The following is a 26,761-nucleotide window of genomic DNA, read 5'->3' on the forward strand; positions in this document are numbered from 1 at the left end:
AGACGCAATAATGTCCTATTTGTATAAAAGTGTCGTTTTTGGGGTGTAAATGGGTGAAAAACATTATCTTTGTGTGGGATTAAAGCATGTGAATCATGAGAAAACCGGAAAGCCTTACGTTCGATTTGTTTCGGGAAATGCTCTCTTCGGGACGGGAAAAGCACCCGGATGGCGTTTTCATCAGCAAGCATTTGACCGTGGTGGACAACGTTTCAACAATATTGAGACAGACCATCGCCGCTCAAAGGCTGATGCTGCTGAATGACTACAGAATCGGCATGGTGACGTCGGGGACCGGCCGGGCCAACATCAACTTGATGGAGCATGAGCTCAAGGCTGACATGTTCGTCTTTCTGACGCCCGGCACCATCGTGCAACCATTCTTTGCAAGCCCCGACTTTACGCTGAAAGGCATGGTGTTTTCGACCGAGACGCTGCATCTGGCCACGGGAAATCAATTGCCCGGCTTCCTGAATGGAGAGCAGATGGACGGCTTCATGGAGGTGACACGGGGGCAGAAGGCCTTTGTGGACAATCTTTTTTCGTTGCTTTTAAAGGCTTTGTTGCAGGAGAAGGCTTCTATGAAGGTGGTCTATGCGTTGATAAAGACCATCCTGGAGGACTATGACGATTTGTTCGTGAAACAGTGTTCGGTGAGCAATGTCACCAAGACACGGGACAGAATGCTGTTCGAACGTTTCATTCATTTGGTGAATCTGCACGGGAAACACGAGCATCAGCTGGCCTTTTATGCCGACAAACTCTGTCTGACGGAACGCTATCTGGGAACGATTGTCAGGAATGTCAGCGGCTTGACGGCCAAGAAATGGATCGACCGCTCCGTCATTTCGGCGGCTCAGGTCATGCTGAAATACAGCGACTTGTCCATCAATGAAATCGCGATGCAGCTGAGTTTTCCCAATCCCAGCTTCTTCAACAAGTATTTCAAGCGTTTGCAAGGCTGCACGCCGCTGGCATTCAGAAATGGATTTTAGGGCTGTTTTCTTGGTACAACCATGAGAAAGTGCTATCTTTGAGGACTGAATCAATATTATTTCATCCAATATCAAATCTATTTTACGCATGAAACACAAAATTCTTTTGGGTCTATGCCTGTGTTGGTTGGGCCTGGATGGCTTGGCACAAAACGCGAATGTTAATACGCCCACTCAGTATGAAGTCGTGAAAAGCCCAGAAGAGATGGTGGATGGAGAAGACTATTTCATCACTTATGAGCACCAAAAGAAGTATTTCGCATTTGTAGAAAACGGCATGGGAACCGACAGTCCAGTGGAATTTACTTATAGTTGCAAGGTAAATAATGATAAATTGAGCAGCCCTCTGGAAGAAATATACAAGGTGACAAGCTACAGCAACCTTTTCAGATATAGGAGAAATGGAGACATTTCGGCTTTGATCGATAAGAAACATCATGCCTATCTGGCCAACCCGAGGAACGTCAGCGGCCGGTTCTCGCTTTCCGAGGAATATACGGACGCTTGCAAGGTCGCTTTTGGTAAAGGGAAAGGCTTATCGATGACGATAGATGGGAAAACGATTTGGTTCGCAACGGGGGCGAACGATTATCGACTCAACCGTTTAAAAGGGGAAGGGATGGAAGATGTAAGCCTTCTTCATATAAAATATGGTGACAAATATCTTCAAAAAGCGGACGGATGGGGAGGCAACTACTATCATACGGTGGCCAACATTCATTTTACTTGCAAGCTGACCGATGGCATTTACAATACATTTGCGGCTCCATTCCATGTCTATGACTACAAGACGGTGTTCGGAAAGGCGGTGAAAGCCTATGAATTGACGGCGTTGTCGGAGGGACAGATGACTTTCATGGAGGTGGAAAACGACCTGAAGGCCAATACACCTTATATATTAATAGGAACTTTCGAGCCTGACATGCAGGGCATGTATGTGGCGAAAGCCACGCAGGTGGCTTATGAAGCGCGGGATGAAAGCATGAAGCTGGATGGAACGACAGTCCATTTTGTGTATAAAGAGGAGGTTGACGTGAGTGGTAAGAATGTGGAAGGAAAGCCGAAGACGACCAATGTTTACGTGCTTTATCATGACGGTTTCCATGCAACGGGCGGCAGTCGGAACGTGAAAGTGGGCGCCTATCGGTGGTATGTCGCCACGGAAGGGGGACAAGCAGCCAGACAGAACCGCCTTGCCATTCGTTTGCAAACGCCGGATGACGGTCGGAAGCATGAAGGAACGACGGCCATTGCGCCTGTTCGCCCTGCCTTGTCCGACGCCACGGGTGTTCATGACCTGCAAGGCAGGCCCGTGCCGCATCCCACGCCAGGGCACATCTACATCCAAAACGGCCGGAAGTTTGTCCGTCATCCATGAGCCATTGCATGGTATTTTTATGCAGACAGGTGTATTTTCATGCGTGCGTCCGATGGTGTTGGGATATTGAATAATTATTGGTTTTCAATGTGTTATCTGTAGGTTGGCCGCTTGTTGGATGGTCAAAAGACGGAATATTCTTGCTCATTTCATATTTTTTGTGTACCTTTGCGCCGATTTACAAGAGATTGAGTCCTATTGGTTAGGCGTCAAATCTCGTTGATATTAACGGAACTGAGATTGTGCGGATAACTTTTTCTCATACTCTGCGGTCGCGATTATACGGATGTTGTATTTCTGATAGTCAGGTTCCACAAATCAATTGCGAATGAAGAGAATAGCAAGAGTTTTAATTTTAATTTTAACTTTTTTATCCATTGAAGTTGTGTCAGCGTTTGCCGGTGGCGCATCGCGCACAAATTCAGAACATGTAGTGGATTGGGGTCCGGTGATGGATGCGATAATCCAGGTAGAAAGCAATGGAAATCCCAAGGCCGTGAGCGGCAATTCTGTGGGTGCCATGCAGATAACTCCAATATTGGTTGCCGAGTGCAATAAGATATTGAAGGCTCGAAAGGTCAAGAAAAGGTACAGTTTGAAAGACCGTTTTAGTGTTGCGAAGTCCAAGGAAATGTTTCTTTTAATCCAGTCGAAGCACAATCCTCTGAACAATTTGGAGAGAGCTATACGTTCGTGGAATGGCGGAATTCATTTCAGCGGTCGAAAGACGCAGCGTTATTTCGAGAAAGTTTTACGGGCTATGAATTAGCTCCCAGATATGGAGGAAGCCGATTGTAAGTTATGTTTTCATCTTACAATCGGCTTCTTTTCTTTTTAATAATCCTTAATTAAGAGCCGTTCTGGCAAGTTTTGCACTATCTTTGCATAAGATAGGCTGCGTTCAGCAATCCGAAAGCAAGCTTTCATTGCGTTCACTTGCACTATCTTTGCAATAAGATAGGCTGCGTTCAGCAATCTGAAAGCAGTCCTTTGACGCGCCCGTCGGCCCTGTTTTACAATTCAACAATTCAACAAAAGTAAAGGAATATGACACTGATTATCGTACTGGTGGCCGTGGCTTTGATAGCCCTTTGGCTGGTGAGTTTGTATAACCGCTTGGTTAGTTTGCGTAATAATCGTGAAAACGCGTTTGCCAACATCGACGTGCAGCTGAAGCAGCGCTACGACCTGGTGCCGCAACTCGTGGCCACGGTCAAGGGGTATGCCACCCACGAGCGTGAGGTGCTTGAGCGGGTGACGGCTGCCCGCGCCGCCGCCATGGGCGCGCAATCCGTCAACGACAAGATCATGGCCGACAACGCGTTGACCAGCGCACTGGCCGGATTGAAGGTTTCGTTGGAAGCCTATCCCGACTTGAAGGCCAACCAGAACTTCCTGCAACTGCAGACGGAGATAGCCGACATAGAGAACAAGTTGGCGGCGACGCGTCGTTTCTTCAATTCCACGACGCGAGAGCTGAACACCGCCGTGCAGGCGTTCCCCTCCAACCTGATAGCCGGCATGTTCGGATTCCACAAGGAGCCGATGTTCGAGATTGCGCAGGAAGACCGCGCCACGCTCGACAAGGCGCCGGAAGTGAAGTTTTAGGCGGCATGAAGTATGTAGGCATCTATACCCAGATACGCAACAACAACATGAGGAGCATGCTGTTGCTGCTGCTGTTTCCTGTCATCATCCTGGGAATGGTCTGGGTGTTTCTCGCGCTTCTCAATTTCCTGGGCGGCGGTTATTATGATGAGGTGGGCAATGTAGTGCACGAATTGGACGTGGCCACGGTCAATTATTATTTCGTGACGACCATTCCATGGGTGATACTGGGCGTGGGTGTCTGGTTCGCCATCGCCTATTTTGCGAACGCCTCGATGATCAACCATGCCACGGGGGCCGTGTCTTTGAGCCGAAAAGACAATCCCCGGGTCTACAACATCGTGGAGAATCTCTGCATGACTTGCGGCATGGACATGCCGAAAGTCAATGTCGTCGAAGATCCGCAGCTCAACGCCTATGCCAGCGGCATTGGCAAGGGCAGCTATGCGGTGACGGTGACGCGGGGACTGCTCGACCTCTTGGACGACGAAGAGCTGGCCGGCGTCATCGGCCATGAGCTGACGCACATCAGAAACCGTGACACCCGTCTGCTCGTCACCAGCATTGTCTTCGTCGGTATCATATCGACGGTCATGTCGTTGACCGTCCGCATGATGTATCATTCGCTGTGGTATGGCGGCGGCCGGCGCGACCGTGACGGCGAAAAGGGCGGCCTGTCCGTCGTCGTCATCCTGCTGATAGGCGTCGTCTGTTGTGCTATCGCCTATTTGTTCACGCTGCTGACGCGGTTCGCCATCTCACGGAAGCGCGAGTATATGGCCGATGCGGGGGGCGCGGAACTTTGCGGCAATCCGCTGGCGCTGGCCTCGGCGCTGCGCAAAATCTCGGGCAATCCGGGGCTTGACAGCGTGAACCGCGCCGACGTGGCGCAGCTCTTCATCTGCCAGCCCGACGAGATGGATCAGGGACTGATGGGCTTCATGAACTCCCTTTTCAGCACCCATCCCGACATTGAAAAGCGAATCAGGATATTGGAGCAGTTCTGAAATGAAACGATCATATCTTGTTTTAGGGATGATGGCGGCCTTGCTCCCTTCGGAAATGTCGGCCCAGAAGGTCACCTATCGGTCGTTCGACCACTATAACGAGCGGGTGGAGGAGTTTGAAAAGATGCGTCCCGTCGACAGCACCGATGTCGTCATGCTGGGAAACAGCCTCACCGAGCTTGCCGGCGACTGGAACAAACTGCTCGGAGGTAGGCACATCCGCAACCGGGGCATAGCCGGCGACGACGCCACAGGCATTTACCATCGGCTCTCGCAGATACTTCCCGGCCGTCCCAAGGCCATCTTTCTGATGGTGGGCGTCAACGACATCAGCCATGACCTGACGGCCGCGCAGGTGTTCGAGCAGTGCCGCAGCGTGATAGACAGAATCAGAAAGGAGGCTCCCGCCACCAAGTTGTATGTGCAGAGCCTGTTGCCCATCAATGAATCGTTCGGCAGGTGGAAGACATTGGAAGGAAAGACGGAGACGGTGGCAGCCGTCACGCGGCTCATCAGGCAATATTGCCAGGCCCAGCGGGTGGAATATGTCAACCTCTTCCGCTACTTCAACCGGCACGGAACCAACGAGATGCGGACCGAACTGACCACGGACGGCCTGCATCTCACGCCTTTGGGGTATAAGCTGTGGGCCTTCCAACTCAAGAAATACATGCGCTTGCTCAATCCATAGTCGGCAGGCGGGCATGAGGAATGGGAATCCGGGCGTCGGATTCCCATTCCGCGTGTATGGAGTGGCTTTGCTCAGGCTTCGCGAAAGAAGTCGAGTGCTTCCTTCACCTCTTCTTCCGTGACGGTTTGGTCTATGTGTATCTCGCCGATATTGCCCAGCAGCGTGACGTTGATTTCGTGCCCCCGGCTCTTCTTGTCGTGGTACATCAGTTCGATGAGCTCGGCATAATCGGCGCAGGCGACAGGCAGACGGCCATAGTTTTGATGGATGAAACCGACGGTCTGGTGCAGTTGTCGGCTGGGGAATTGCCGCTTGACGGCGCTCAGATACAGTTCGGGTATCAAGCCCCACGCCACGGCGTAGCCGTGCAGCACGGGCTTGCGGCGGAGCGACCAGCTCTCAAAGGCGTGGCCGAAGGTGTGTCCCAGGTTGAGCGCCTTGCGGATTCCGGCCTCGTGGGGGTCTTGTTTGACAATCTGCTCCTTGACCGCCACGGAGTCGGCCACCATCTGTCGCAACGCGGCAATGGCCGTCGTGTCGTGCCGGGTGGCCGCTTCGAGGTCGAAACCGACAAGCTGCGCCCACATCGCTTCGGTGTGGATGAGCCCGTGTTTCAGCATTTCGGCATAGCCCGAGCAAAGGTTGGCCGCGTCGAGCGTGTGGAGGAACTGCGTGTCGAGAATGACGAAACGGCTGTCGGAGAAGACGCCTATCTCGTTCTTCAGCCCGTTGAAGTTGATGCCTGTCTTGCCGCCGACCGACGCATCCACCATCGCCAGCAGCGTGGTGGGGATGTTGATGAAGTCGATTCCCCGCTTGAACGTGGACGCGGCGAAGCCCCCCAGGTCGGTGACCATGCCCCCGCCCAGATTCACCAGGCAGGAATGGCGGGTGGCCCCGTGCGTGGCCAGTTCGTGCCAGACATGCGCCAGCGACTCCAGCGACTTGTGGGTGTCGCTGTCCGGAATCGTGATGACGTGGGCCTCGTGCAGGACTCCGCAATCACGGAGCAGGGGCAGGCACGCCCTTCGGGTCACCTCGTCGGTCAGGAAGAATACGCGGTCGTGCTCGCAGGCCGCAATCGCCTTCGGCAACTCAGCCTGAATGTTTTCTGAAATAATGATTCGCTGTGGCATATTGTCAGTCGTAATGGGGGTTACAAGGGGCTGTCGGCATGGGGAACCTTCTTCCGTTTGCCCGAAAAAGCGGTGAAATCGATGCGGATGACCTCCACCCGGTGGAAACTGCCATGGGCATATTTGTCGCCGACGGCCTTGAAGTCGGGCGACAACTTGTCGATGAGCAGGTGCAGCGCGTGCATCTTCTCTTCGTCCGTCAGGCCTGTTCGGGCCTTGCCGAACAGTACGACACTCTCGTATTCGGTGGTGAACCGGCTCGGCAAGAGGTTGACACGGCCGATGATGCAGAGCGAAACATTGGGGTTGTCGGCTATCGCTTCGAGCTTGCGGCCTTCGGGGGCGCAGTGTATGTAGACGCTGCTGTCGCCGTCCCAGACGAAGTTGACCGGAATGCCGTAGCCGCCGTTGTCCGATACCATGGACATGACACCATGCTCGCCATGGGCCAACAGTTCCAAGGCCCTGGCTTCGTCCATCAGCCGGTCCTGGCGTCTGACGGTGTCATTGATACATTTCATTTTCATCATTTCGCACTTTAGAAAGGATAGCCGATGGCCAGATGCAGGCTTTGGCTGTCCTTGAAATTGGGTACATTGTAGAAACCGTTGCCGTAGGGCACGTGCAGACCTATGCCCCAGTCCACCCGGAGCACGAAGAAGTCAAGGTTGTAGCGCAGGCCTATGCCCGTGCCGACGGCCATCTCCTTCAACAGGTTCTTTGCCCGGAGGCTGCCGTTGGGCCGGTTTTCGTCCTTGTGCATCGTCCATACGTTGCCCGCGTCGAGGAACAAGGCCCCGTAGAGATTGCCGAAAAGGCGGGGGCGATATTCCAGATTGCACAAGAGCTTGATGTCACCGGTCTGGTCCAGATAGGAAGTCGTGTTCTGGTGTGCCTGATAACTGCCCGGGCCGATGCTCCTGACGGTGAACGCGCGAATGCTGTTGGCGCCGCCCACGTAGAACTGTTCGCTCCAGGGAGCCGCGCTGGAGTTGCCATACGACCAGATGGCGCCGCTGCTGACATGGGCCACCAGCTGGTCATATGTGGACAGTTGCCATGTCTTGCGGAACTCCGTTTCAATCTTGAAGAACTGCGCGTAGGGGTTTTTGAACATCTGTTTGTCCTTCGTTCCCCATTTCTTTCCTGCCGCCACGTAGCCCAACGACAGGATGTTGGCGGCCTCGCTCACGGTGGTCTGCCACCAGACGGGGCTGCGGTAGTTCGCCGGACTCGAATAGATGTAGCTGTAACGCATTTTGGGAATGAAGTGGTCGGCCATGGTCACTTGCAGATAAGGGCTGGTCTGCATGATCGAATCGAACTTGGCCGTGCGACTCGACATGTAGTCGTATTGCAGAACGAGGGGCGTGAACTGGTGCATGGAGGTGTTGGAGACCTGGAAAGTGTAGGACAATTCGCCCGACACCACATGCCTCTTGAAATAGCTGGCACGGTTGATTACGCTGGTGGAAGCCTTGAGGAGCGTGGTCGGCGTGGTGGGGAAGCGGTGGCGGCGCAGCAGCGGAAAGACCAGACGGGGCAGCTCCAGGGAGACGTCGCCGCCATATTCGTATGAATTGATCTTGTCGCCCGAGCCCGAGAGATTGTTCCCTGTCTGCCACTCGAAAGACCCTTTGAGGTTGATGTCGAGCTTCTCGCCGCCGTGGAAGGCGTTGCGCTTGGTCAGGCCGACAATCAGTCCCGGCCCCATGCGGCCGCTCGTGCGCCCCGTGTAGTTGGTTTCGACGTAGAAGTCGTAAGGTTTGTCGAAGACACAGCTCAACCGCAGATTCAGTGTGTCGCAAGTAAGTGAGGAGTCCTGTGGCGTGAACTGGAAGTCGACGGAGCTGAACATGCCGCCGCTGACAATCCTGTTGTAGGATTCCAGATAGCTGTCGTAACTGTAGAGACGGCCTGGAAACAGCTTCATGTCGCGAAGGACGACGCGTGGCCGGATGGGGGACTTGCGGCCGTTGAAGTGCACTGTCAGTCTGCGCCTGCGTATCGTGTCGTTCAATGTCTCCATGAACTGTTTGCGAAACTCAAGGTCTACGTTTCCTATATACCATTTGTGCCTGGCCTTTTCGGGCAGGTCTTCCGTCAGTTTCATCTTCATGTCGATTTTGTTGCCGTCTGACAGGGTGTCGGCAAGATAGGAAGCGTAGCCCGGTTGGTAATAGAAGTAGCCGTTGTTGCGGAAGAGTTGGCTGATGCGGGAGCGTTCCGCGTCGAGCGTGGCCACCTCGAAGGGGTCTCCCGGCTTGACTTTCGCCTCCTGTTTGGTGGCACGGATCAGGCTGTCGGCCTCGTGGGGAAAGCCTGCATAGACCAGCGTGTCGATGGTGGAGAGCGGACCCATGCTGACGGTGTAGCCCAGTTTGGCCTTCTTGGGATTCTTGCCCGTGCTTGTCTGGTAGGCCACTTCGCTCTGGAAGTAGCCGTGATTGCGGAGCACCGACCGTGCCACGCCGGCTCTCAAAGCTGGATTGACCCAACTGATCAGCACGGGTGGCTGGCCGAAAGACTTGCTTATCCAGCGCGACAAGTTGTCGTCTCCGTCGTGGAAGGCGTTCCATATCCACAGGCGATAGGGCGGAATGCGGTGGAACGAGCTGCCGAGGAACGAACCGTTGGGCTTGCAGGCCAAGGCGGCTTCCACTTCTTCACGGGTGGCCGTGAAGTGGCTGCCTTTCTCATAGTGCGTGTATTCGATCTTGGACAGTCCCGTGTAGAGTTGGTCTCCATCCGGAACGCCCGACGTCGATGAGCAGGAAGTCATGAATCCATAGGTTCCCAGCAACAATCCGATAAAGTGTTTCAGTTTCATCTTCTGCTAATTTCTCTTGTTTTGACTTTTGATGGAATCTTGTGGGGCGGGCAATATGATCACGTCGTTGTCTTTGAACCTCAACAAGTCTTTCAAGTGACGCAGCTTGCGCCTCCAAATGAAGCCGGCGCCATACTGCCCCACGTCGCCCTCAAGCCAGTCGTAGCTGTCGCGGTCGTAGAAGAGCTTCATGTATTGCGTGGAACTCTCGTTCAGGCGGTATTCAAAAGAAATATTGTCGAAGAACGACTTGTTCTGGTTGGTCACGTCCGGCCCGGTGGACAGCTTGCCCCCGACGATGATTCGCAATCGGTTGTTCCAGAACCGCTTGGCGAACTTGAAGGAATAGTCCGTGTGCGTATTGCCGCTCACGTCGGTTGAATTGTCCATGCCGAAGCTCAGGTCGAGTGTGCGCAGGGCCTTGCCGGCGATACTGTTGATCTGGCTCTGCAAGAAAGCGTTCAATGCGGAGTTCATGGAGAATCCGTTCGTGTTGCCGTCGGCCAGATACATGCCCGTGGTCAGCATGGTGACCGCTATCTTGCCACGCTCTTCCTTGCTCATCGTGTTGAGCTGGTTGCTGATGGTCATGTCTTCGGGCGCGTCGATGACAAACTCCAGTCCCATGTCTTTCAGCGTCTTGGTGATGACGACGCCGGTCTCGAACGTCACCGTTCGTCCCGCGCTGCCCGCCGTGGCCACCGTAGCCTTGTTCTGCTCCAACGCCGTGATGTGGAGACGCGGGTTCATGGGGTCGCCCGTGAAGTCGATGTAGCTGCCGTCCTGGATGTTGAAGGTCTTCAAGGGTATGACGGGCAGCGAATATTTCATCTCTCCGTTGCTCAGCGTATAGCGTCCCGTGAGTCGCAGGTCGTCGACCGTATTGTACTGCATGCGCAGGTCGCCGCCGCCAATCAGGTCTACGTAGTTCGATTTGTCGGCATTCAGCGCGCAGAGGATGTGGGCGCTCTCGTTGATACTCATGGTCAGGTCCATGCCGAAGCCCGATAGGGGAGGACGGTGAACCGTTTGCGAGCTTGAATCGGCAAAGTTGGTGAACTTCACGAGCTCGTCCAGCTGGTTGTCCGTCGTCAGTGGGCTGTCGCGCAGGATGTAGGTCATGTCCGTAGAGCCCAGGACATCCAGCTTGCCACGCATCTGCAGGTTGTCGACGGGGCCGTTCATGCGTGCGAAGAAGTTGACGAAAGCCTTGCCGAAGGCCTCTGACCTGAAGTTCTCTTTCGCGTTGATTAGCTCGAAGTTGCGGGCGCGCATCTTCACGTCCATCGTCATTTGGCTCACGTCCGAGAAGTCGAGATAGCCCGAAACGTTCAACGGACTGTCGTTGTTGGCATACATCTCGAAGTTCTCGAAGAGCAGATGGCTGTTGTGGATGGCCACGGGGTCGTTGTCGAAGCGCAGCTTCACGCCGTAAGGCACGCTCACCATATAGGCCGAATCAAGGTAAGCCTCGCCGTTGATGTTAGGTTTGGTGGGCGTTCCCGTCACGTCCAGGGTTCCTTCCGCATAGCCTTCAAAGCCTATGATCTGGTCGGGAATGAAGCCGTTGATGAGGCTGAGCGGCAACCGCTCCATCTGCAATTGGGCCTGAAGAGCCTCTTCGCCCTCCGAAAGGTAGGTTCCTTTCAGCGTTGCGATTTCCTTCCCGTTCTGCGACAGAATGCCTTCCAGGTGATGGGAGCCGTCCGACTTCGGCATATAGACGAACTCCGTGCCGATGTTGCCCATGGGACTGTTCTCGTAGAACAAGTTGTCGATGGTCATGTCAGACGACACGGACAGCTCGCCCTGTGTCTGTGTGACGTGATAGTCGCCGTTCAACACACCTTTTATATTGGGGGTGTAGGGCAGAACCGACAAAACGTCCGCCAAGTTGAATTTGTTCAGGCTGACCGTGACGTCTTGCAACGCCTCTGTGTTCTCGTCATTGGAATACACATGGACGCCCATGCCGTCGCTCGCGACAAGTTCCATGTTGGCGGCCAGGCGTCGGTCGTCGCCCAGGAAGACATAATTGCCCTCGTTCACCTTGAACTTCTTGTAGCCCAGAACGGGATTGTCGTCCATGATGTTGAAGCGAATGCCGTTGGCTTCCATTGCGGCGGAAATTCCCAGGTCGACACCCAACTTGTTGTTGGCGTCATACAGCTTGGTCTTCAGGAAGGAACCATGTTCGTTGAGCGCGCCGTTGGCCTCGGCTCTGAACGTGTATTGCGGGTTCTTCTTGTTGTTGACGACCTGTGCCCGATAGACGAAGTTGTCGTGGTCGGACTGGATGTTGAACCTGATGGTGTCCAGTCTGATGTCGCTCAGGACGAGCGAGTCGACCTGAAGGTTGCCGTTCAATCCTGATATGGGGGACGAATCCATGTTGATTCGGGCGCGGGCGAACTGATAGCCGTAGCGTGCCAGCAGGTGGCTGAAGAAGTTGTTCCTGCCACTTTGCAAGTAAAACGAAACTGCAGGCAGCCTCTCGCGCAGCGCCGTCTGGTCGATTGTCCGGTTCTTGAACAGGCGGGCCACCTCGTCGCCGAGCCGGTTGCCTTGCGCCATCAGCTTCTTGTAGCCTCCGTGTCCGTTGACGTGGAGTCTGAAGTCGCCGCAGTTCACGATGACATGGGTCGTGTCGGGACGGGTAAGGATGTCGATTGTCACGTCCTCGGGGTGGTATTGCCGGTGATTGTCGTTGATGACGAGGTTGTGCAAGGAGCCTTGCACCCGATACACGTCCTTGAAGTCGCTCTCCAGAGACAGGGATGCGGCGGCCGAAGCGTTGAAAGGCTTTTCCGTAAGGTGCAGTCCGTAGAAGTCGATGTCGGCCACTTGTCCTTGCACCGTAGCCTTCATGCGGCGGTTTCGCGTTTGGGCGGTCAGGTCAAGCTGCCCGGTCAGCAAGGGGTTGCTGCTCTTGATTGCCGCCGTCGCTTTTCCGTTGCGCAGGGAGGCGTGGGCCACGATGTGGTCCAGTCGATAGTTTTCGTAGCCGAAGTCGGCAATGCGGGCGTTCGCTTGCAGTCGGGTGCGCGGCGACATGAAGTCCGTTCCTTCTCCCTCCACTTCTACGACGCCGGTGAGCGGCCGCATTTTCATGGACGGAAAGAAGTTTTGCAGCGGCAGCCGGTTGGCCGACAGCCGTGCCTTGTAGGCCATCCGGTCGGTGTTGAGGGCCATGGTTCCTGCCAGACTGCCCTTGCCTTGTCGGGCAGTGAAGCGTGCGGCGTAGGTGTTGGCCGTGAAGCGCAGGTTGCCGGCCACGCCGATGTCTTGAGGTATGTGGACGGCGGCAGGTTGCCGGCCGTCAAAGAGAGCGGAAACGAAGTCCAGTCGGTAGGTTCTGAGGTTCAAGTCCAAGTCTCCACGCAATGCGCTGGGCCGGTCCAGATGTTCCATGTGACCGTCGATGCGCACTCGCGCCGCCGTCGGAAGTTTCAACAGAAGCCCGACAAGCCTCATCCGCTGCATGTTTCCACGCACGACGCCGTCTATCTGTAAAGGATAGTTGGGCCATTGGGCCCTGAAACGTGCGGGCAAACCACCCATCCATCGGGTCAGGTCGCGCTTGCCCAGGCTGCCGTGTATGGACGCATGGAGTTGTCCGGGGCGTTGGTTGTCGAACGTGTTCAGGTCGAAGTCGACCTTGGCCTCCAGTTTCGACTCGGGCGTGGTCAAGGTCAGGTGAGGCAGTTGAAGCCTTACGGAGTCCAGATGGACGAGGCCTGTGAGCGAACTAACCCTCAAGCCGCTTCTTTCCGAGAGCGAACAGGAGCGGAGCCGCAAAGCCAATTGGGTCTTGGCGTAGTTGAAAGAGTCGACACCTATGTTGATGTTCGTGAACGACAGATGGTTGTAGTCCAGCCCCTTGACGGCGGCTTCGTAGGGGTTGTCGTATTTGAGACGTCCCTGTTGCCAGTCGAAAGAAGACAGGCGGTAGCTGTTGCTGTACAAGTCGAAGTGGCCTTGGCGGGCGATGGCCTTTCCCAGATAGGCTTGTAGCCGAAGAGAATCGCCCGGCATGTGTACCGTTACGGCCGAACGGTCTATATGCAGCAGCCCAACGGCAATCTTCCAGAAGTTGTCCGTGTGCGTGGTGTCCTCGGGTACGGTGTCGCTTAAGGCTACGTCCACGGCCGCGTCTCGCAGCAGGACTTCGTTAATCTTCACCGTCTGCCGGCCCAAGTCGATGTTCCGGGCTTTCAGGTGGAGTAGGTCGGCCTGCCCTTTTACGCGGGCGGAATGAATGAAGTTGGTGGTGTTGAACCGCAACTGCTCGAAATCAAGTCGGTTGATGACGACCCGTTTTCCCAAAAGCGGCAGCAGTTCTATGTCGGCGACAGCCTTGCGGATAGCTGCCACGGTGTCCTTCACTTGTGGAAGCGAGTCGTTGGGACGGATGACTTCCACCCCTTCCATGCCCAAATCAAAGGGAAATTCCAGGCTGACGTGCCTGACATGGATGTGCATTCCCGTTTTTGTGGAAGCATAATCGGCAACTTGCCTTACCGCCCAATTCTGGAATGGAGGAAAGTAAAACAGTAAAAAGCAAATGGAAAAGAGCAGAATAGGAAGCAGAATGCCGATTCCTATGTACTTGACGAGTTTATTCTTCATCGAAAATTATGCTTACTTGTGCAAAGGAAGCAAATTATTTTGACAATAAGGAATAAACGATTAAAGTTTTTCGGTCAACTGCTTATTTTGCAATGCTTTGCCAAAGATTGTCTTTCGGCAGCGGTGAATCGACCGAAATGAGCTCTTGCGAGACAGGATGTACAAACGCCACGTGGCGCGAAAGCAGGCTGATACTGCCGTCGGGATTGCTTCGTCTGGCACCATATTTCAAGTCACCCTTGATGGGGCACCCGATAGCGGCCAGCTGACAACGTATCTGGTGGTGCCGACCTGTGAGCAGCTTGACCTCCAACAAGTTGTAGTTTTCGGTCTGTCCTGCCACCCGATACTCCAGAACCGACTTCTTGGAGCCTGGCACTTCATGGTCGTAGACGTAGCTTTTGTTTTGTTTTTCGTTGCGCACCAGCCAATTGACGAGCGTGGCTTCCGGCTCTGTGGGCCTGTTCTTGGTGATGGCCCAATAAGTTTTGTGGATGTCGCCGTCACGGAACATGTCGTTCAGTCGCGACAAAGCCTTGGATGTTTTGGCAAAGACGACAAGGCCGGCGACAGGTCGGTCAAGACGATGCACCACGCCCAGGAAGACATTTCCTGGCTTGTGGTGCTTCTCCTTGATATACGCTTTCACCGTCTCCGAAAGCGGCGTGTCGCCCGTTTTGTCACCTTGGACGATCTCGCCGCTCTCCTTAAAGACGATGATGACGTGGTTGTCTTCGTAGACGACTTGCATTTCTTGCTGTCGGCATTACATGTTCATGCCGCCGTCCACCTGTATCACCTGGCCCGAAACATAGCTGGAGAGTTCCGAACCCAGGTAAACGGCCGTGTTGGCGATGTCTTCCACCGTACCGCCGCGGCGCAATGGTATCTTGCTCGTCCATTCCTTTCGGATGTCGTCGGGCAGCGCTTGGGTCATGGCCGTGTCGATGAAGCCCGGCGCAATGGCGTTGGCGCGTATGCCTTTGGGGCCCATTTCCTGGGCAACGCTCTTGGCCAGGGCTATCAGTCCTGCCTTTGAAGCGGCGTAGTTGGCCTGGCCGGCATTGCCGTGAACGCCCACTACGGAAGCCATGTTGATGATGGAACCGCCACGCTGGCGCATCATGAGAGGCACGCAGGCATGGATGAAGTTGAACGCGCTCTTCAGATTGACGGCAATCACGGCGTCCCACTGCTGTTCGGTCATGCGGAGCATCAGCCCGTCCTTTGTGATTCCGGCATTGTTCACCAGAATATCAATGGCACCAAACTCTTCCTTTACAGCCTTGACGACCTCTTCTGTCTGTGTGAAGTCGGCGGCGTTGCTGGCATAACCCTTTGCTTTCACACCCTTGGCGGCAATCTCCGCTTCCGTGGCCTTGCCGTTTTCGTCGATTACGAGGTCCGTGAAAGCCACGTTGGCGCCCTCTTCGGCAAACTTCAGGGCGATGGCTTTGCCGATACCGCGTGCAGCCCCTGTGATCAGGGCGGTCTTACCTTCTAACAATTTCATCTTTAATATTTATTTAGTGAATAGTGTTTCTTTTATGATTGATGATTCTCATTTGGCATTCGTCTTGCCCAGGGCGCCATACACCACCTTGGCCACGAGTGGCTTGCTGGCCTCTTCGGTCATGCCGTGCCCCAACCGCCCGTAGATGAAGGGCACTTCCAGCCCCTTGATGCAGTAGTGGGTGATGTCGGCCACGAGTTCCACGTTGTCAATGTCGAACTCGCCGTCGGCCTTTCCGTCAGCATATACTTTTCGGAACAGCTCTATTTCGTCCTCATCGAAATTCTTTCTCACCTTCTCCACCATCCAGATGTTTCTGAAAAATTCAGCTCTCAGGTTGCCGTTCCTGACCACCGTCTCCTTGATCAGGCTCAAGTGGGTGTAGATCAGTTCGATGATCTTGTCCTGGGGACGTATGTTCTTGGCGGCCACCTCGTCCAGTCGGTCGGACAAACGTTCCAGTTCCGACTCGATGACGGCGTAGTAGACGTCTTCCTTTCTATTAAAATAGGTGTAGAGCGTGCGTCTTCCCTTGCCCGAGGCTACTGCAATATCATTCATTGTTGTATTGGCCACGCCTTTCTTGGCAAACAACTGGCGTGCTACATCGACTAATTTCTGTCTTGTTTTCGATATTGACATACAAAAAACCTCCTCAGTAAGAATTGCACATAGTGTATTTGGTTGTGCAAAAGTAAAAGTTTTGTTTTATACTACCAAATTATTAAAGCTAAAAAGGCTATAAAACCATCGGCAAGAACTTTATTTGAAAAAACTTTGGAAATGTTTTGTTTATTCCATAAAAGTGTGTACCTTTGCACTCGCAAATAAGGAAACGCATTGCCGAAAGCCTTGTTTGACTGGTTAATATCGCGGAGTGGAGCAGTTGGTAGCTCGCCAGGCTCATAACCTGGAGGTCGCATGTTCGAGTCCTGCCTCCGCAACAACAGACGCCCGAAAGTGCAGTTGACGCTGACTTCCGGGCGTTTTCGCGTTTTGTCCAGGCTCTATGGTCGGCCGCTATTCGGAGATGACGCTACTTGATGTCGGCTCGTGGAAGGCGAATGATACGCAGAGAGGAGAATTGAAGCGGCAAAGAAAAAGCGGAGAGAGAATCTCCGCTTGAATGTCGTTTGTTGTTTCAGTCATCATCTGTAGGTTGGGAAAGTCCTGTTTTGCTCTCTGCTGTGTCCGTTTTCTTTGCCGGTTCTTTATGCAGCACGAAGATGGTGCCGACTGTAGCAATGATTGCCACCATTGATACAGCTAACCAATCGTGTCCATTCATCCCAAGAAAAACACTTCCGGCAAGACATAGCATGACAATAAGCGCACCGAGGTATTGACCATGCTTGCTTTCTGAAATACCTGCTTCTACGATTTTAGTCTCAGTCTCTATTCTATGATTAAGCTGTCGCTCGGCCATTGAGATGATTCTTTCTGGCGCATTGGGCAAAACTTGCTTGTAAGCCATGAAGTCTTCCGGGGCAGGGAGCGGGCCGCTAAAGGCCTTTTGTTCTTCAATGGCATATATGGCCTTTGATACAATCTCCCGTTTTTCAGGGTCCAAAGACTGGAGTACTTCGTTCAGGTCAACGGTTTTCTACTCATTTTCTACAGAGATGTCTTTCTTGGAGTCCTTATTTTCCATAGCAATTCATGGCTTTCCTAATATCGTTTCCTATCGTTTTCCAGTCATTGCGCATATCTTCGACATTGTCACCGAAGACATAATGGCCAAACCGCATGTGACCTTTGATGTTGGCAAGCGACATGACACCACTCCTTCTGCTTGGCCGATTCTCTGCTATCTGCATGGAAAAGCCACTCAAAATGCTTCTTTTATTGATGTACATGATACCAACTTTATTGTATTTCATTTGTAACCCGATGCAAATATACTCCAAACTTATAAGTTTCGCAAGCATATTGGATATTAATTTTCGTTTTCTCGCCAATCGCTCTCTGAATGTTTGTTTTCCAACCGCTGCCCTTTCAGTCGCTGAAAGCATAGCTTTGACAAGGCGAAAGGGCTGCTTTCAGCGGCTGAAAGGGTAGCTCTTGGAAGGTGAAAGGGCAGCGGTTGTGAAGCACTTGCGCATTGTTCGTTTTGAATTTGGCATGCTCTTGTCGTGTTGGAGAGGCTCAAGTGTTTTGGTGTCGATGGCTGGATTCTTTAAAATAATCGTGCAATATGAATGTGTTTTGTCATGTATTTTCAAATAATAACGTATTTTTAAAATATTTTCCGTTATTCGGTTAGCTTTATAAAAAAGTTTCGTGTATTTGCGGCCGTTACAAGAAACAATCATATCAACCTTTCATTTTATAAATAGAAATCTACTTTTGACACTTACCTTATGTTTAGTGACGTTGGGTGCCATGGGCAGTCCGAGAAACTTGAAGCAAGCGAAGCTGATTGCCGGCAACGCGGCCAAGCAGCAGGGGGCGTCCATTGCCGACAGGCAGGCGGCCCGAACAAGAGCCAACGGCCAGACGCAAACCGACGACCAGCCTTATTATATATTTAATAAGGTGGACAATCGGGGATTCATCATCGTGTCGGGCGACGACCGCATGCCCGACGTGCTGGGCTACACGGACAGCGGCAGCTTCGACGCCGCCAATCTGCCTGACGGTTTCAAGTTTATGCTTGAGGCATACGCCAAGATCGTCGAGGAGCTGCAGGACGGCAACGACGCCGTCATCAAGGCCGTTGCGCAGCTGAAGAACCGCACGCGCGCGGTGACGGAAGCCATCGGTCCGCTGATGAAATCGAAGTAGAGCCAGTACAAGCCTTTCAACTATTACTGCCCAAAGATGGAAGACGGGCAGAACGCGACGGCGGGTTGCGAACCCATCGCGCTCACGCAGATCATGTATTATGGAAAGGATTACTTCGACAGCCATCCCAACGTGCAGTATCCCAACGAAGTCAGCACCGACAGCGGGGGCAAGACCAACGGCTTCTACACCGACAATCCGTTTGTAGGAGGTGACGAGGACGCGGAGGAAGCCGTGCAGAAAGAGCGTTTCCGCGAGTTCCTGTTCGAGGGAAAGCGCTGGTATGACATCCGCCTGTTCGACAAAGCCACCAAGTATTCCACGGCAAGCGCGAGCCGATTGCTGTGGCCCATCGACGAGACGACGCTCTCCACCAACGACAAGCTGGTGCAGACGGACGGATACAAGCAGAATTGATTGTCCGCTTGGCGGGACGGAAGTCCTCGCCCTGCCTGTCGGAGATTCGGAATCGACAGGCTCACGACATAGATCGACACAAAAACTTACTATCGAATTTAATGTTGTTTCCCCGTGGCGGACGTCCTTCCACATTCATTGGCAGGCGTCTTCCGCGGGGAATTTATTGTGAAGTCACTCCCAACTTCCCACTTTCCACTCCTCATTTCTCATTCCCTTCTTTGACATCCCCTACATGATGTTTTTCAAAAGCAGTGCTTTCAGCCGACAAAAGCAGCCTTTTCGCGTTGTAAAAGGCCAGCTCTTGCGTGCAGGAAAGGCAGCTTTTGCAGGCTGAAAGGCCAGCTTTTGAAAGCAGAAGGCATAGCTCCGGTTCCGGAGCCGTCGCGCTTCTGCGGAGCCGGAGCATGGAAAAAAGGCAATGGAAGGCTTGCGTGTCTCGTGCTTTTGCATTACCTTTGTCAGGAAAAGAATAATACCCTAACGAAATGCATATTGCAATAGCGGGGAATATAGGCAGCGGCAAGACGACACTCACCACCATGCTGGCCAAACACTACGGCTGGGAGGCCCGCTTCGAGCCCGTAGACTATAATCCCTATCTCGAAGACTATTACAAGGACATTCCACGGTGGTCGTTCAATCTGGAAGTGTATTTCCTCAAACAGCGCTTTCGCGACTTGCTGGAGATAGCGCATGCCGGGAATACGGTCATCCAGGACCGCACCATCTATGAGGGCGTCTACGTCTTCACGGCCAACAACAAGGCCATGGGCAACCTCTCCGACCGCGACTTCGACACCTACATGGAACTGTTCGAGCAGATGATGACGATCGTGAAGTACCCCGACTTGATGATATATCTCAAGGCCGAGGTGCCCCATCTGGTGCAGAACATCCAGCGGCGAGGTCGCGACTACGAGCAGACCATGCCCATCGACTATCTCGAAAACCTGAACACCCGCTACAATGAGTTCATTTATGACAAGTATGAGGGGCCGAAGCTCGTCATCGACGTCGACGACATGGACTTCCAACACGAGCCGAAGGACTTCGCCTACATCGTGGACCGGATAGACCAGAACCTCTTCAGCCTCTTCAAATGACCATTATTTCAGCTAACGAATTTATTTTTTATAAAGAATCATGCACATCGCAATCGCAGGAAACATAGGCAGCGGCAAGACGACGCTCACGAAAATGCTGGCCAAAAGATACGGATGGACTCCCCGCTTCGAGCCCGTCGACAACAATCCCTACCTCGACGACTTCTATGCCGACATGTCCCGGTGGTCGTTCAATCTGCAAGTGTATTTCCTGAACAAGCGGTTCAAGGAGGTCGTGGAGATATCCAAGCATGAGGACACCATCATCCAGGACCGCACCATCTTTGAGGATGCCTGCATCTTCGCCCCCAACCTGCACGACATGGGCATGATGAGCGACCGGGATTTCGCCAATTACACCGACCTTTTCAACCTGATGATGTCGCTGGTGAAACTCCCCGACCTGATGATTTACATCCGTTCGACGATACCCAACCTGGTTTCGCAGATTCAGAAGCGTGGCCGCGACTTCGAGAAATCCATCCGTATCGACTATCTCAACGGCTTGAACAAACGCTATGAAGACTGGATAGGCGGCTACAAGGGCCATCTGCTGATCGTGGACGGCGACACGACGAAGTTTGAAAGCAATCCGGCCGACTTCAACCGCATAACCGACCAAATCGACGGCGACCTGTATGGTCTCTTCCCGATGGATTAGATCGCGTTGAACGCAGGCGGCATTCCGGCCGGTCGGCATGCCGCCTGACTTTGGAAAAAGCCCGCCTGCCGCTCATACCTTGTCGAGCGGCAGGCGGGTGTTCTGTTTCAGGGCCTTGAAAGCCGATGGAGTCATGCCCGTGACGCTCTTGAACTGCGCCGACAGATGGGCCACGCTGGAATAATCCATTTGCAGCGCAATCTGCGTCAGTGAGCGTTCGTTGTATCGAATCAGCTCTTTGACGCGTTCGATGCGTTGCGCGATGTAGAATCTTTCTATGGTCATGCCGGTCACTTCGCTGAAGAGTTTGCTCAAGGCGGAGTAGTCCTGATGGAGCTCGGAGGCTATGTGGTCGCTCAAGTTGAGCGTGGCGTGGCCGTCGCTGTAGTGCACCAGCCGGATGATGACGCTCTTGATTTGCTCGATGGTGCGCTGTCGGCGGTCGTCGAGCAGCTCGAATCCCAGGGCTTCGAGTTGCCGCCTGATGCGCAGGAGCTGCTCTGGAGTGGGCTTCCGGTCGATGTCCACTTCGCCCAACTCTACGCTCTGTGGGGGCAGTCCGGCCTCGGTCAGCACTTTCTCGACCGCCGTCTTGCAGCGGTCGCATACCATGTTCTTGATGTATAAGGTGTCCATAGGCGTTTATCGTTTGACGGTGTTGAACTCCTTGAACGTGTAGGCCATGATGGGGATGGTCAGCAGGAACGAGCAGGCGTCGCTCAGGGCCTGGCAAGCCTCGACGCCCACGATTCCCACACGTTGGGAAGGATGATGATGAGTGGGATGAAGAACAAGTCCGCAGCGTGCCGACGCGAGGATGTTGGCGCGCCATGGCTTGCGGCAGACCTGCGTCGGCATGCTGCCGGTCATGGAAATGATCGTCGGCACGGCCATCGTGAGAATCACCCTGGTGACGGGTGCGGTCGTAAGGAATGTGTAGTTGTCTCGTCGTTTCATTTCGTGTGCAAAGTTACGCTTATTTGAAACAAGTGCAAAGAAACATGGCGGGAAAGTGGCCGGCCCTCGTGGCGCGACGACGGCTGCCCCCATGAAAACGGGCGCCACTCTTTGGCGCCCTGACGTTCAGGTTTGGTAAACCTGTGGAATCTCCTGAATATCTTCTTTACCTGTCTTAAGAACCCTATTGATTGCTTGAAAGCTAACTTCTAACAAACTTTGAAAGAAAAACTTTTACTTGTTATGAGCAGAAAGGGAGAACGATTGCCGCTTGTCACAAGCCTGTCGACTCCATCTGAAACTAAAAAAAACTATGTTTGCATGTGTCTCTATGATGTATTGTCCATACTTATAACAACATATTGTGATTAAGGGTTTTGAGAGCGATGGGGATGAGGCTGCGGTCACATCTTGGATGAGAAGGCGGTTGCCGTCTTTGACGGGCAAGGCGCTTGGCTTTTGCAGCCTCCCCTTACCATTGCAAACATAATAAAAATAGTGATACGCGGTTCAAAAATAAAGTTTTTTTAAGATTGTTGTCGCACACAATTTCGACAGGTCATGCTTCCAGCAGAATATGGAGCACCCTTTCGCCGCTTCTGCCGTCCCAGCGGTCGGGAATGCTGCCGTCCTTCCATTGTCCTGAAAGCATGTTCTGCAAAGAAAGTTTGAGTGTTTCGGGGGCTTCGCCGACAAGCACGTTGGTGCCGACGGTGACGGTTTCGACGTGTTCTGTATAGCTGTTGAGCGTGATGCAGGGCACCCCGTTGAAGCTGGCCTCTTCGGCGACGTTGCCGCTGTCGGTGATGATGCCCGCGGCTTGGGCCGTCAGTTTGCTGAAAGTCAGGTAGGGTTGTGGCTGTATCGGATGGATGGGGGAGTCGGGCGAGAGCATGGGGAGGATTGTCTGGCGGGCCTCCTTGCGCAGCGGGGCCAAGACCGGAGTGCCAAACCGGCCTGCGACGTCTTCGATGGCATTGACCATCAGCCGGAGATTGTGCACGTTGGCCAGGAGTGCCTTGCGGTTGAGCGTGAAGACCAGATAGGGGGTGGGGCGTGAACCTGCCGTCGGCGGCGCGATGAAGGCGGCCGCTTCTTCGGGCAACGGCATGGCCGCGATGCGCTGATGGTTGAAGCGCAGGTTGTCCATCAGGATGTTTCCGACCATATAGACCTTGGAAAGTTCGGTTCCGGCCTTGTTGGCGATGTTGTTGTTGCTGATACCTGCCGTGAAGAGGATGTCGCTGAGGCCGTCGATGACCAGTCGGTTGATCTCCTTGGGCATGTTGATATCGAAGCTGCGGGTGCCTGCTGCGATGTGTGCCAAGGTGACACCTTGCTTCTTGGTGACGATGGCTGCCGCCATGGTGCTGGCCAAATCGTCGACGACGACGACCGTCTGCGTGGGATGGAGTTGGAGATAACGCTCGAATTTGGTCATGACTTGTCCCGTGAGTTCGTTCAGATTCTCGCAGTCTACGCCCAGAAACGTGCCGGGTTTGGCTATCTGCAAGTCGGCAAAGAGGGTCGGCTCAAGCGTGAGGTCGCCCTCTGGTCCGGCGTAAACGAGCGAGTATGGGACGTCATGTCCTTCGCGGTTGTAGTTCTCGATGGCCCTGATGAGCGGCGCCACTTTCATGAAGTTGGGGCGTGCGCCGCAGAAAATGCAAATTTCCTTCATCTTTTTTCTAATGCTATGCGAAGTGTTCTGATGGGAAAACCTCTGTTGTTGTGGTTTGTTGTGCAATGAACACCGATTCCGGCCGGCCTTCGTGGCGTGCGGGATTCGGTGGATGTGGATGGTGGCGGCTCACTCGGCGTCGTCGAAGTCATCGTCGAAGTCGTCGTCGAAGCCGAACATGGCGGGGTCGACAAACTCGTCTATCGCCCGCCGGTCTTTCTTTGTGGGGCGTCCGGTGCCCCGTGCGCGGTCGATGAAGCCGCTGATGCGGCTCATTTCGAGCAACTCGTATTGCTTGGGGTCGGTCACGTTCTCGTAAATGCCGGCAAGCAGCTTGGCGCCGACGCGCCGTTCGACGCACTCCAGCACCTTGAACGAATAGGTGACAGGGGGCTTTTTCACGCAGACAACCTCGCCGCTTCTTATCATGTGCGACGGTTTTACGTTGCAGCCGTTTATCGTTATCCTGCCGTTCTTGCAGGCGTCGGCGGCAATGGAGCGCGTCTTGAAGATGCGCGCGGCCCATAGCCATTTGTCAATTCTTGCAGATTCCGCCATTGGAGTGGGTTTATGGTTTCTTGCCTAACTTGTTGTATTGGTTCATCGTGATGTCGATTCCGGCCAAAACGAAGCTCTTGATCATCTCGCCGGCCACGTCGATGCTGGGCCGAAGGGCGTTCAGTTCGTCCTCATTGTAGTGTCCCAGCACCCAGTCCACCTGCCTGCCGCGTGGATAGTCGTTGCCGACACCCATGCGGAGGCGGGCGTAGTTCTGTCCGATCATTTGCTGGATGTGGCCCAGGCCGTTGTGTCCTCCGTTGCTGCCGTTGCCTTTCAGGCGGAACGCGCCGAGCGGAAGGGCGACGTCGTCGCTGATGACGAGCAGCCGGCTTTGGTCGATGTTCTCCTTGTTGAGCCAGTATCTGACGGCATTGCCGCTGAGATTCATGAAAGTGGTGGGCTTGAGAAGAAATACTTTCCTTCCTTTGATGGACGTTTCGGCCACGAATCCATAACGCTTGTCCTCAAAATGAATATTGGACGCTTTTGCAAAAGCGTCCAATACCATGAAACCTGTATTGTGTCGGGTGCCGGCGTATTCGTCGCCGGGGTTCCCCAATCCACAAATCAAATATTTGTCCATTAAATGTTATTCCTCGGTTTCGTCGCTGTCGCTGGCTGCTGAAGCGACTGCATTGCGGGTCATCTTGATGGAGCAGACGATAACTTCCTTGCCGGTGGCTATCTCTATGCCTTCGTAAGAGAGCTGACCCACCTTGATACTCTTGCCGATTCTCAACTTGGTGACGTCCACGTCGAGGTGCTCCGGTATCTGTTGGTAAGGAGCTGTCACGTTGATCTTGCGGATGGAGATGTTCATTCGGCCGCCATCGCGCACACCCTGTGCCAAACCTACAAGCTTGACGGGAATGCCAATGGTGATCGGTTTCTGGTCGTTCACTTCATAGAAGTCGACGTGCAGAGGCGCGTCCGTCACAGGATGGAACTGAATTTCCTTCAAAATGGCCGTGCGATGAACACCTTCGATGTCGATGTCGATGACATAGATGTGGGGAGTGTAGATGATTTTGCGCAGTTCCGTGAAAGGAATGGCGAAGGCGTAGGCTTCGGGAAGTCCGTTCTCGCCTTTCTTCTCACCATAGATGTTGCAGGGAATCAGCCCCTGCTTGCGCAATTCTTTTGAAGCTTTCTTGCCAAGGTTCTCACGCTTCTGACCTGTTACGTTAATCTCTTTCATAACTTTGTGTTACTCTAAATTAAATGGTTGTTAATTCGCCATCACACTGAGATTGGGGACGAAACCGTCGGTTCGTCATCGGTTCTCAATTCGAAAAGCGGTGCAAAGATAGCGTTTTTTATCCGAACGGCCCAAGATTGGCCGCTAAAAACAGGCTGATTGGGTGAAAATAGTGGCTGATTGCTTGTGCGTTTGTGGATTTTTGCCTACATTTGCAATGTAATTACATTATTTCATAAAGGAAACCATATAATTGTTGGAGAATGATTAATAGGGAACTTATTCGCATAAAGATAGTTCAGTTAACCTACGCATACTATCAGAACGGAAACAAAAACATGGATGTGGCTGAGAAAGAGCTCTTTTTCAGTTTGTCGAAAGCATACGATTTATACAATTATCTGCTGGGACTTGTCGTCGCCATCACCAAGGAGGAGAGGCTTCGTGTCGAAGTGGCGACGCAGCGGGCGCAGCGCGAAGAGACTGAAATCCCTTCACAGAAATTCGCCTACAACAGGTTCGCCGTGCAGTTGGAGGAGAACAAAATGCTCAATGAATTTGTGGAAACACAAAAGCAGACATGGACCGACGACATCGAAACGGTGAGGAAGTTGTGCAATCAAATAGAACAAAGCGAGACCTACCAGGCCTACATGGCTTCCGAAGAAGACGCTTACGAGGCTGACCGGGAGGTGTGGCGCAAGCTCTACAAGCAGCTGATTCAGGACAACAAGGACCTCGACGCTCTGCTCGAAGAGAAGAGTCTGTACTGGAACGACGACAAGGAAGTGGTCGACACGTTCGTCTTGAAGACCATAAAACGCTTCAATCCGGAAGAGAAAAGCGAGCAGAAACTGCTGCCGGAGTACAAGGACGAGGAGGACAAAGAGTTCGCCCGAAGGCTCTTCCGCAGCACGATTCTGAACGCGGAGCAGTACCAGAAGTATATGAGCGACGCCAGTCGGAACTGGGATTTCTCACGTTTGGCTTACATGGATGTCGTCATCATGCAGATCGCTTTGGCCGAAATGCTGACGTTTCCCAACATTCCGGTGACGGTGACGATCAACGAATACGTCGATTTGGCCAAGCTCTACAGCACCTCGCGCAGCGGCAATTACATCAACGGCATGCTGGACTCGATAGCCCGCTACCTGATTCAGGAGGGAATACTGATGAAGACCATGCCTCCACGCGCGGAACGGCGGCTCAACAACGGGCAACCCGCCCGGAAAAGCCCTGATGTGGCGCCTTTGCAGTCGTAATATTATTTTTTTATCTTCATACAATGAATACAATGTTTTTAGCTGCCCAGGCAGCACAAGGTGGTGGGGGCATGGGCATGCTCATCATGATGGTGGCGATCTTTGCCATCATGTGGCTCTTCATGATTCGTCCCCAGCAGAAGAAGCAGAAAGAGATTCGCAACTTCCAGAACTCTTTGGCAGAGGGATCCAAGGTCGTAACGGGTGGCGGTGTCTATGGAACCGTCAAGCGCATCGACATCGAGAAGAACACGGTGGATGTGGAAATAGCCCGTGGCGTGGTCGTTACCGTTGCGAAAGGGTACGTCTTTGCCGACGCAACCTCGCAGCCAACTAAAGCTTGA

The 26,761-nt window shown here is 53.4% G+C and carries 25 protein-coding genes, 1 tRNA gene and 2 pseudogenes; 13 read left to right on the top strand and 15 right to left on the bottom strand.

What is annotated here, in order from left to right; genetic code table 11:
- Positions 1-95: 95 nt before the first annotated feature.
- The 6 genes from K334_RS0108355 (at position 96) to K334_RS0108380 (ending at position 5,679) form a co-directional block, all read left to right on the top strand.
- Complete coding sequence (locus K334_RS0108355) at positions 96-995, top strand: helix-turn-helix domain-containing protein (protein ID WP_025880579.1); 900 nt, start codon at positions 96-98, stop codon at positions 993-995.
- 187 nt (positions 996-1,182) lie between these two features.
- Positions 1,183-2,373: a hypothetical protein gene (locus K334_RS0108360; RefSeq protein ID WP_154655580.1), complete on the top strand. Its 1,191-nt coding sequence runs from the start codon at positions 1,183-1,185 to the stop codon at positions 2,371-2,373.
- Between the two features lie 328 nt (positions 2,374-2,701).
- A complete protein-coding gene (locus K334_RS0108365; protein WP_025880581.1) occupies positions 2,702-3,142 on the top strand; it encodes a lytic transglycosylase domain-containing protein in 441 nt (146 codons plus the stop codon).
- A 278-nt stretch (positions 3,143-3,420) separates the two neighbouring features.
- On the top strand, positions 3,421-3,981 hold the full coding sequence (locus K334_RS0108370) for a LemA family protein (RefSeq protein WP_025880582.1): 561 nt from the start codon (positions 3,421-3,423) through the stop codon (positions 3,979-3,981).
- A gap of 5 nt (positions 3,982-3,986) precedes the next feature.
- Complete coding sequence (locus tag K334_RS0108375) at positions 3,987-4,988, top strand: M48 family metallopeptidase (protein ID WP_027444820.1); 1,002 nt, start codon at positions 3,987-3,989, stop codon at positions 4,986-4,988.
- A gap of 1 nt (position 4,989) precedes the next feature.
- Positions 4,990-5,679: a GDSL-type esterase/lipase family protein gene (locus K334_RS0108380; protein WP_027444821.1), complete on the top strand. Its 690-nt coding sequence runs from the start codon at positions 4,990-4,992 to the stop codon at positions 5,677-5,679.
- Between the two features lie 71 nt (positions 5,680-5,750).
- Here K334_RS0108380 and aroB read toward each other — a convergent pair whose 3' ends face one another.
- The 7 genes from aroB to K334_RS0108415 all read right to left on the bottom strand — a co-directional run bounded on the left by aroB (position 5,751) and on the right by K334_RS0108415 (position 16,429).
- The gene (aroB, locus tag K334_RS0108385; RefSeq protein WP_027444822.1) at positions 5,751-6,815 is read right to left on the bottom strand and encodes a 3-dehydroquinate synthase; all 1,065 of its coding nucleotides are present in this window, start codon (positions 6,813-6,815) and stop codon (positions 5,751-5,753) included.
- 20 nt (positions 6,816-6,835) lie between these two features.
- Positions 6,836-7,336, bottom strand: a complete 501-nt coding sequence (locus K334_RS0108390; protein WP_025880588.1) for a pyridoxamine 5'-phosphate oxidase family protein — start codon at positions 7,334-7,336, stop codon at positions 6,836-6,838.
- A gap of 17 nt (positions 7,337-7,353) precedes the next feature.
- Entirely contained in the window at positions 7,354-9,645 is a 2,292-nt protein-coding gene (gene tamL, locus K334_RS0108395; RefSeq protein WP_051218708.1) for a translocation and assembly module lipoprotein TamL, read from the bottom strand.
- Positions 9,646-9,651: 6 nt separating this feature from the next.
- Positions 9,652-14,274 (bottom strand): translocation/assembly module TamB domain-containing protein, encoded by a 4,623-nt coding sequence (locus tag K334_RS0108400; RefSeq protein ID WP_025880592.1) that lies wholly within the window; start codon positions 14,272-14,274, stop codon positions 9,652-9,654.
- 82 nt (positions 14,275-14,356) lie between these two features.
- Positions 14,357-15,025, bottom strand: coding sequence for an RluA family pseudouridine synthase (locus tag K334_RS0108405; RefSeq protein WP_027444824.1), 669 nt, complete (start codon positions 15,023-15,025; stop codon positions 14,357-14,359).
- 15 nt (positions 15,026-15,040) lie between these two features.
- On the bottom strand, positions 15,041-15,787 hold the full coding sequence (gene fabG / locus K334_RS0108410; protein ID WP_025880593.1) for a 3-oxoacyl-[acyl-carrier-protein] reductase: 747 nt from the start codon (positions 15,785-15,787) through the stop codon (positions 15,041-15,043).
- A 48-nt stretch (positions 15,788-15,835) separates the two neighbouring features.
- A complete protein-coding gene (locus K334_RS0108415; RefSeq protein ID WP_021590273.1) occupies positions 15,836-16,429 on the bottom strand; it encodes a TetR/AcrR family transcriptional regulator in 594 nt (197 codons plus the stop codon).
- Between the two features lie 229 nt (positions 16,430-16,658).
- Between K334_RS0108415 and K334_RS0108420 the strand changes: the two genes are divergently transcribed.
- Positions 16,659-16,731, top strand: a tRNA-Met gene (locus tag K334_RS0108420).
- 197 nt (positions 16,732-16,928) lie between these two features.
- On the opposite strand, the gene K334_RS13765 is transcribed toward K334_RS0108420, so the two are convergent.
- The gene (locus K334_RS13765) at positions 16,929-17,357 is read right to left on the bottom strand and encodes a DUF2335 domain-containing protein (RefSeq protein ID WP_248623512.1); all 429 of its coding nucleotides are present in this window, start codon (positions 17,355-17,357) and stop codon (positions 16,929-16,931) included.
- A gap of 70 nt (positions 17,358-17,427) precedes the next feature.
- A complete protein-coding gene (locus K334_RS15265) occupies positions 17,428-17,799 on the bottom strand; it encodes a hypothetical protein (protein WP_025880596.1) in 372 nt (123 codons plus the stop codon).
- Between the two features lie 334 nt (positions 17,800-18,133).
- On the opposite strand from K334_RS15265, the gene K334_RS0108435 reads away from it, so the two are divergent.
- From K334_RS0108435 to K334_RS0108455, 4 genes and pseudogenes are all read left to right on the top strand, one after another.
- Positions 18,134-18,571, top strand: coding sequence for a Spi family protease inhibitor (locus K334_RS0108435; protein ID WP_154655581.1), 438 nt, complete (start codon positions 18,134-18,136; stop codon positions 18,569-18,571).
- Positions 18,572-18,586: 15 nt separating this feature from the next.
- Positions 18,587-18,988, top strand: a pseudogene (locus K334_RS0108440) (RagB/SusD family nutrient uptake outer membrane protein); the annotation flags it as partial.
- 488 nt (positions 18,989-19,476) lie between these two features.
- On the top strand, positions 19,477-20,094 hold the full coding sequence (locus K334_RS0108450) for a deoxynucleoside kinase (protein WP_021590253.1): 618 nt from the start codon (positions 19,477-19,479) through the stop codon (positions 20,092-20,094).
- A gap of 40 nt (positions 20,095-20,134) precedes the next feature.
- Positions 20,135-20,755 (top strand): deoxynucleoside kinase, encoded by a 621-nt coding sequence (locus tag K334_RS0108455; protein ID WP_021590250.1) that lies wholly within the window; start codon positions 20,135-20,137, stop codon positions 20,753-20,755.
- A 72-nt stretch (positions 20,756-20,827) separates the two neighbouring features.
- On the opposite strand, the gene K334_RS0108460 is transcribed toward K334_RS0108455, so the two are convergent.
- From K334_RS0108460 to K334_RS0108490, 6 genes and pseudogenes are all read right to left on the bottom strand, one after another.
- Positions 20,828-21,391, bottom strand: coding sequence for a helix-turn-helix domain-containing protein (locus K334_RS0108460; RefSeq protein ID WP_025880606.1), 564 nt, complete (start codon positions 21,389-21,391; stop codon positions 20,828-20,830).
- A gap of 6 nt (positions 21,392-21,397) precedes the next feature.
- Positions 21,398-21,607, bottom strand: a pseudogene (locus tag K334_RS0108465) (MATE family efflux transporter); the annotation flags it as partial.
- A 664-nt stretch (positions 21,608-22,271) separates the two neighbouring features.
- The gene (locus K334_RS0108475; RefSeq protein ID WP_025880608.1) at positions 22,272-23,393 is read right to left on the bottom strand and encodes a UDP-N-acetyl glucosamine 2-epimerase; all 1,122 of its coding nucleotides are present in this window, start codon (positions 23,391-23,393) and stop codon (positions 22,272-22,274) included.
- A 129-nt stretch (positions 23,394-23,522) separates the two neighbouring features.
- Positions 23,523-23,951, bottom strand: coding sequence for an RNA-binding S4 domain-containing protein (locus K334_RS0108480; protein WP_025880610.1), 429 nt, complete (start codon positions 23,949-23,951; stop codon positions 23,523-23,525).
- 10 nt (positions 23,952-23,961) lie between these two features.
- Positions 23,962-24,537: an aminoacyl-tRNA hydrolase gene (gene pth / locus K334_RS0108485; RefSeq protein ID WP_021590237.1), complete on the bottom strand. Its 576-nt coding sequence runs from the start codon at positions 24,535-24,537 to the stop codon at positions 23,962-23,964.
- Positions 24,538-24,543: 6 nt separating this feature from the next.
- Positions 24,544-25,152, bottom strand: a complete 609-nt coding sequence (locus tag K334_RS0108490) for a 50S ribosomal protein L25/general stress protein Ctc (protein WP_021590231.1) — start codon at positions 25,150-25,152, stop codon at positions 24,544-24,546.
- Between the two features lie 263 nt (positions 25,153-25,415).
- On the opposite strand from K334_RS0108490, the gene nusB reads away from it, so the two are divergent.
- Positions 25,416-26,417 carry a transcription antitermination factor NusB gene (gene nusB, locus K334_RS13770; protein WP_051218710.1) on the top strand — a complete coding sequence of 334 codons (1,002 nt, stop codon included), beginning with the start codon at positions 25,416-25,418 and terminating at the stop codon, positions 26,415-26,417.
- Between the two features lie 23 nt (positions 26,418-26,440).
- Positions 26,441-26,761 (top strand): preprotein translocase subunit YajC, encoded by a 321-nt coding sequence (gene yajC, locus K334_RS0108500; protein ID WP_027444828.1) that lies wholly within the window; start codon positions 26,441-26,443, stop codon positions 26,759-26,761.

Origin of the sequence: Segatella baroniae DSM 16972 = JCM 13447, assembly GCF_000426585.1 — a bacterium.
Taxonomy (GTDB): domain Bacteria; phylum Bacteroidota; class Bacteroidia; order Bacteroidales; family Bacteroidaceae; genus Prevotella; species Prevotella baroniae.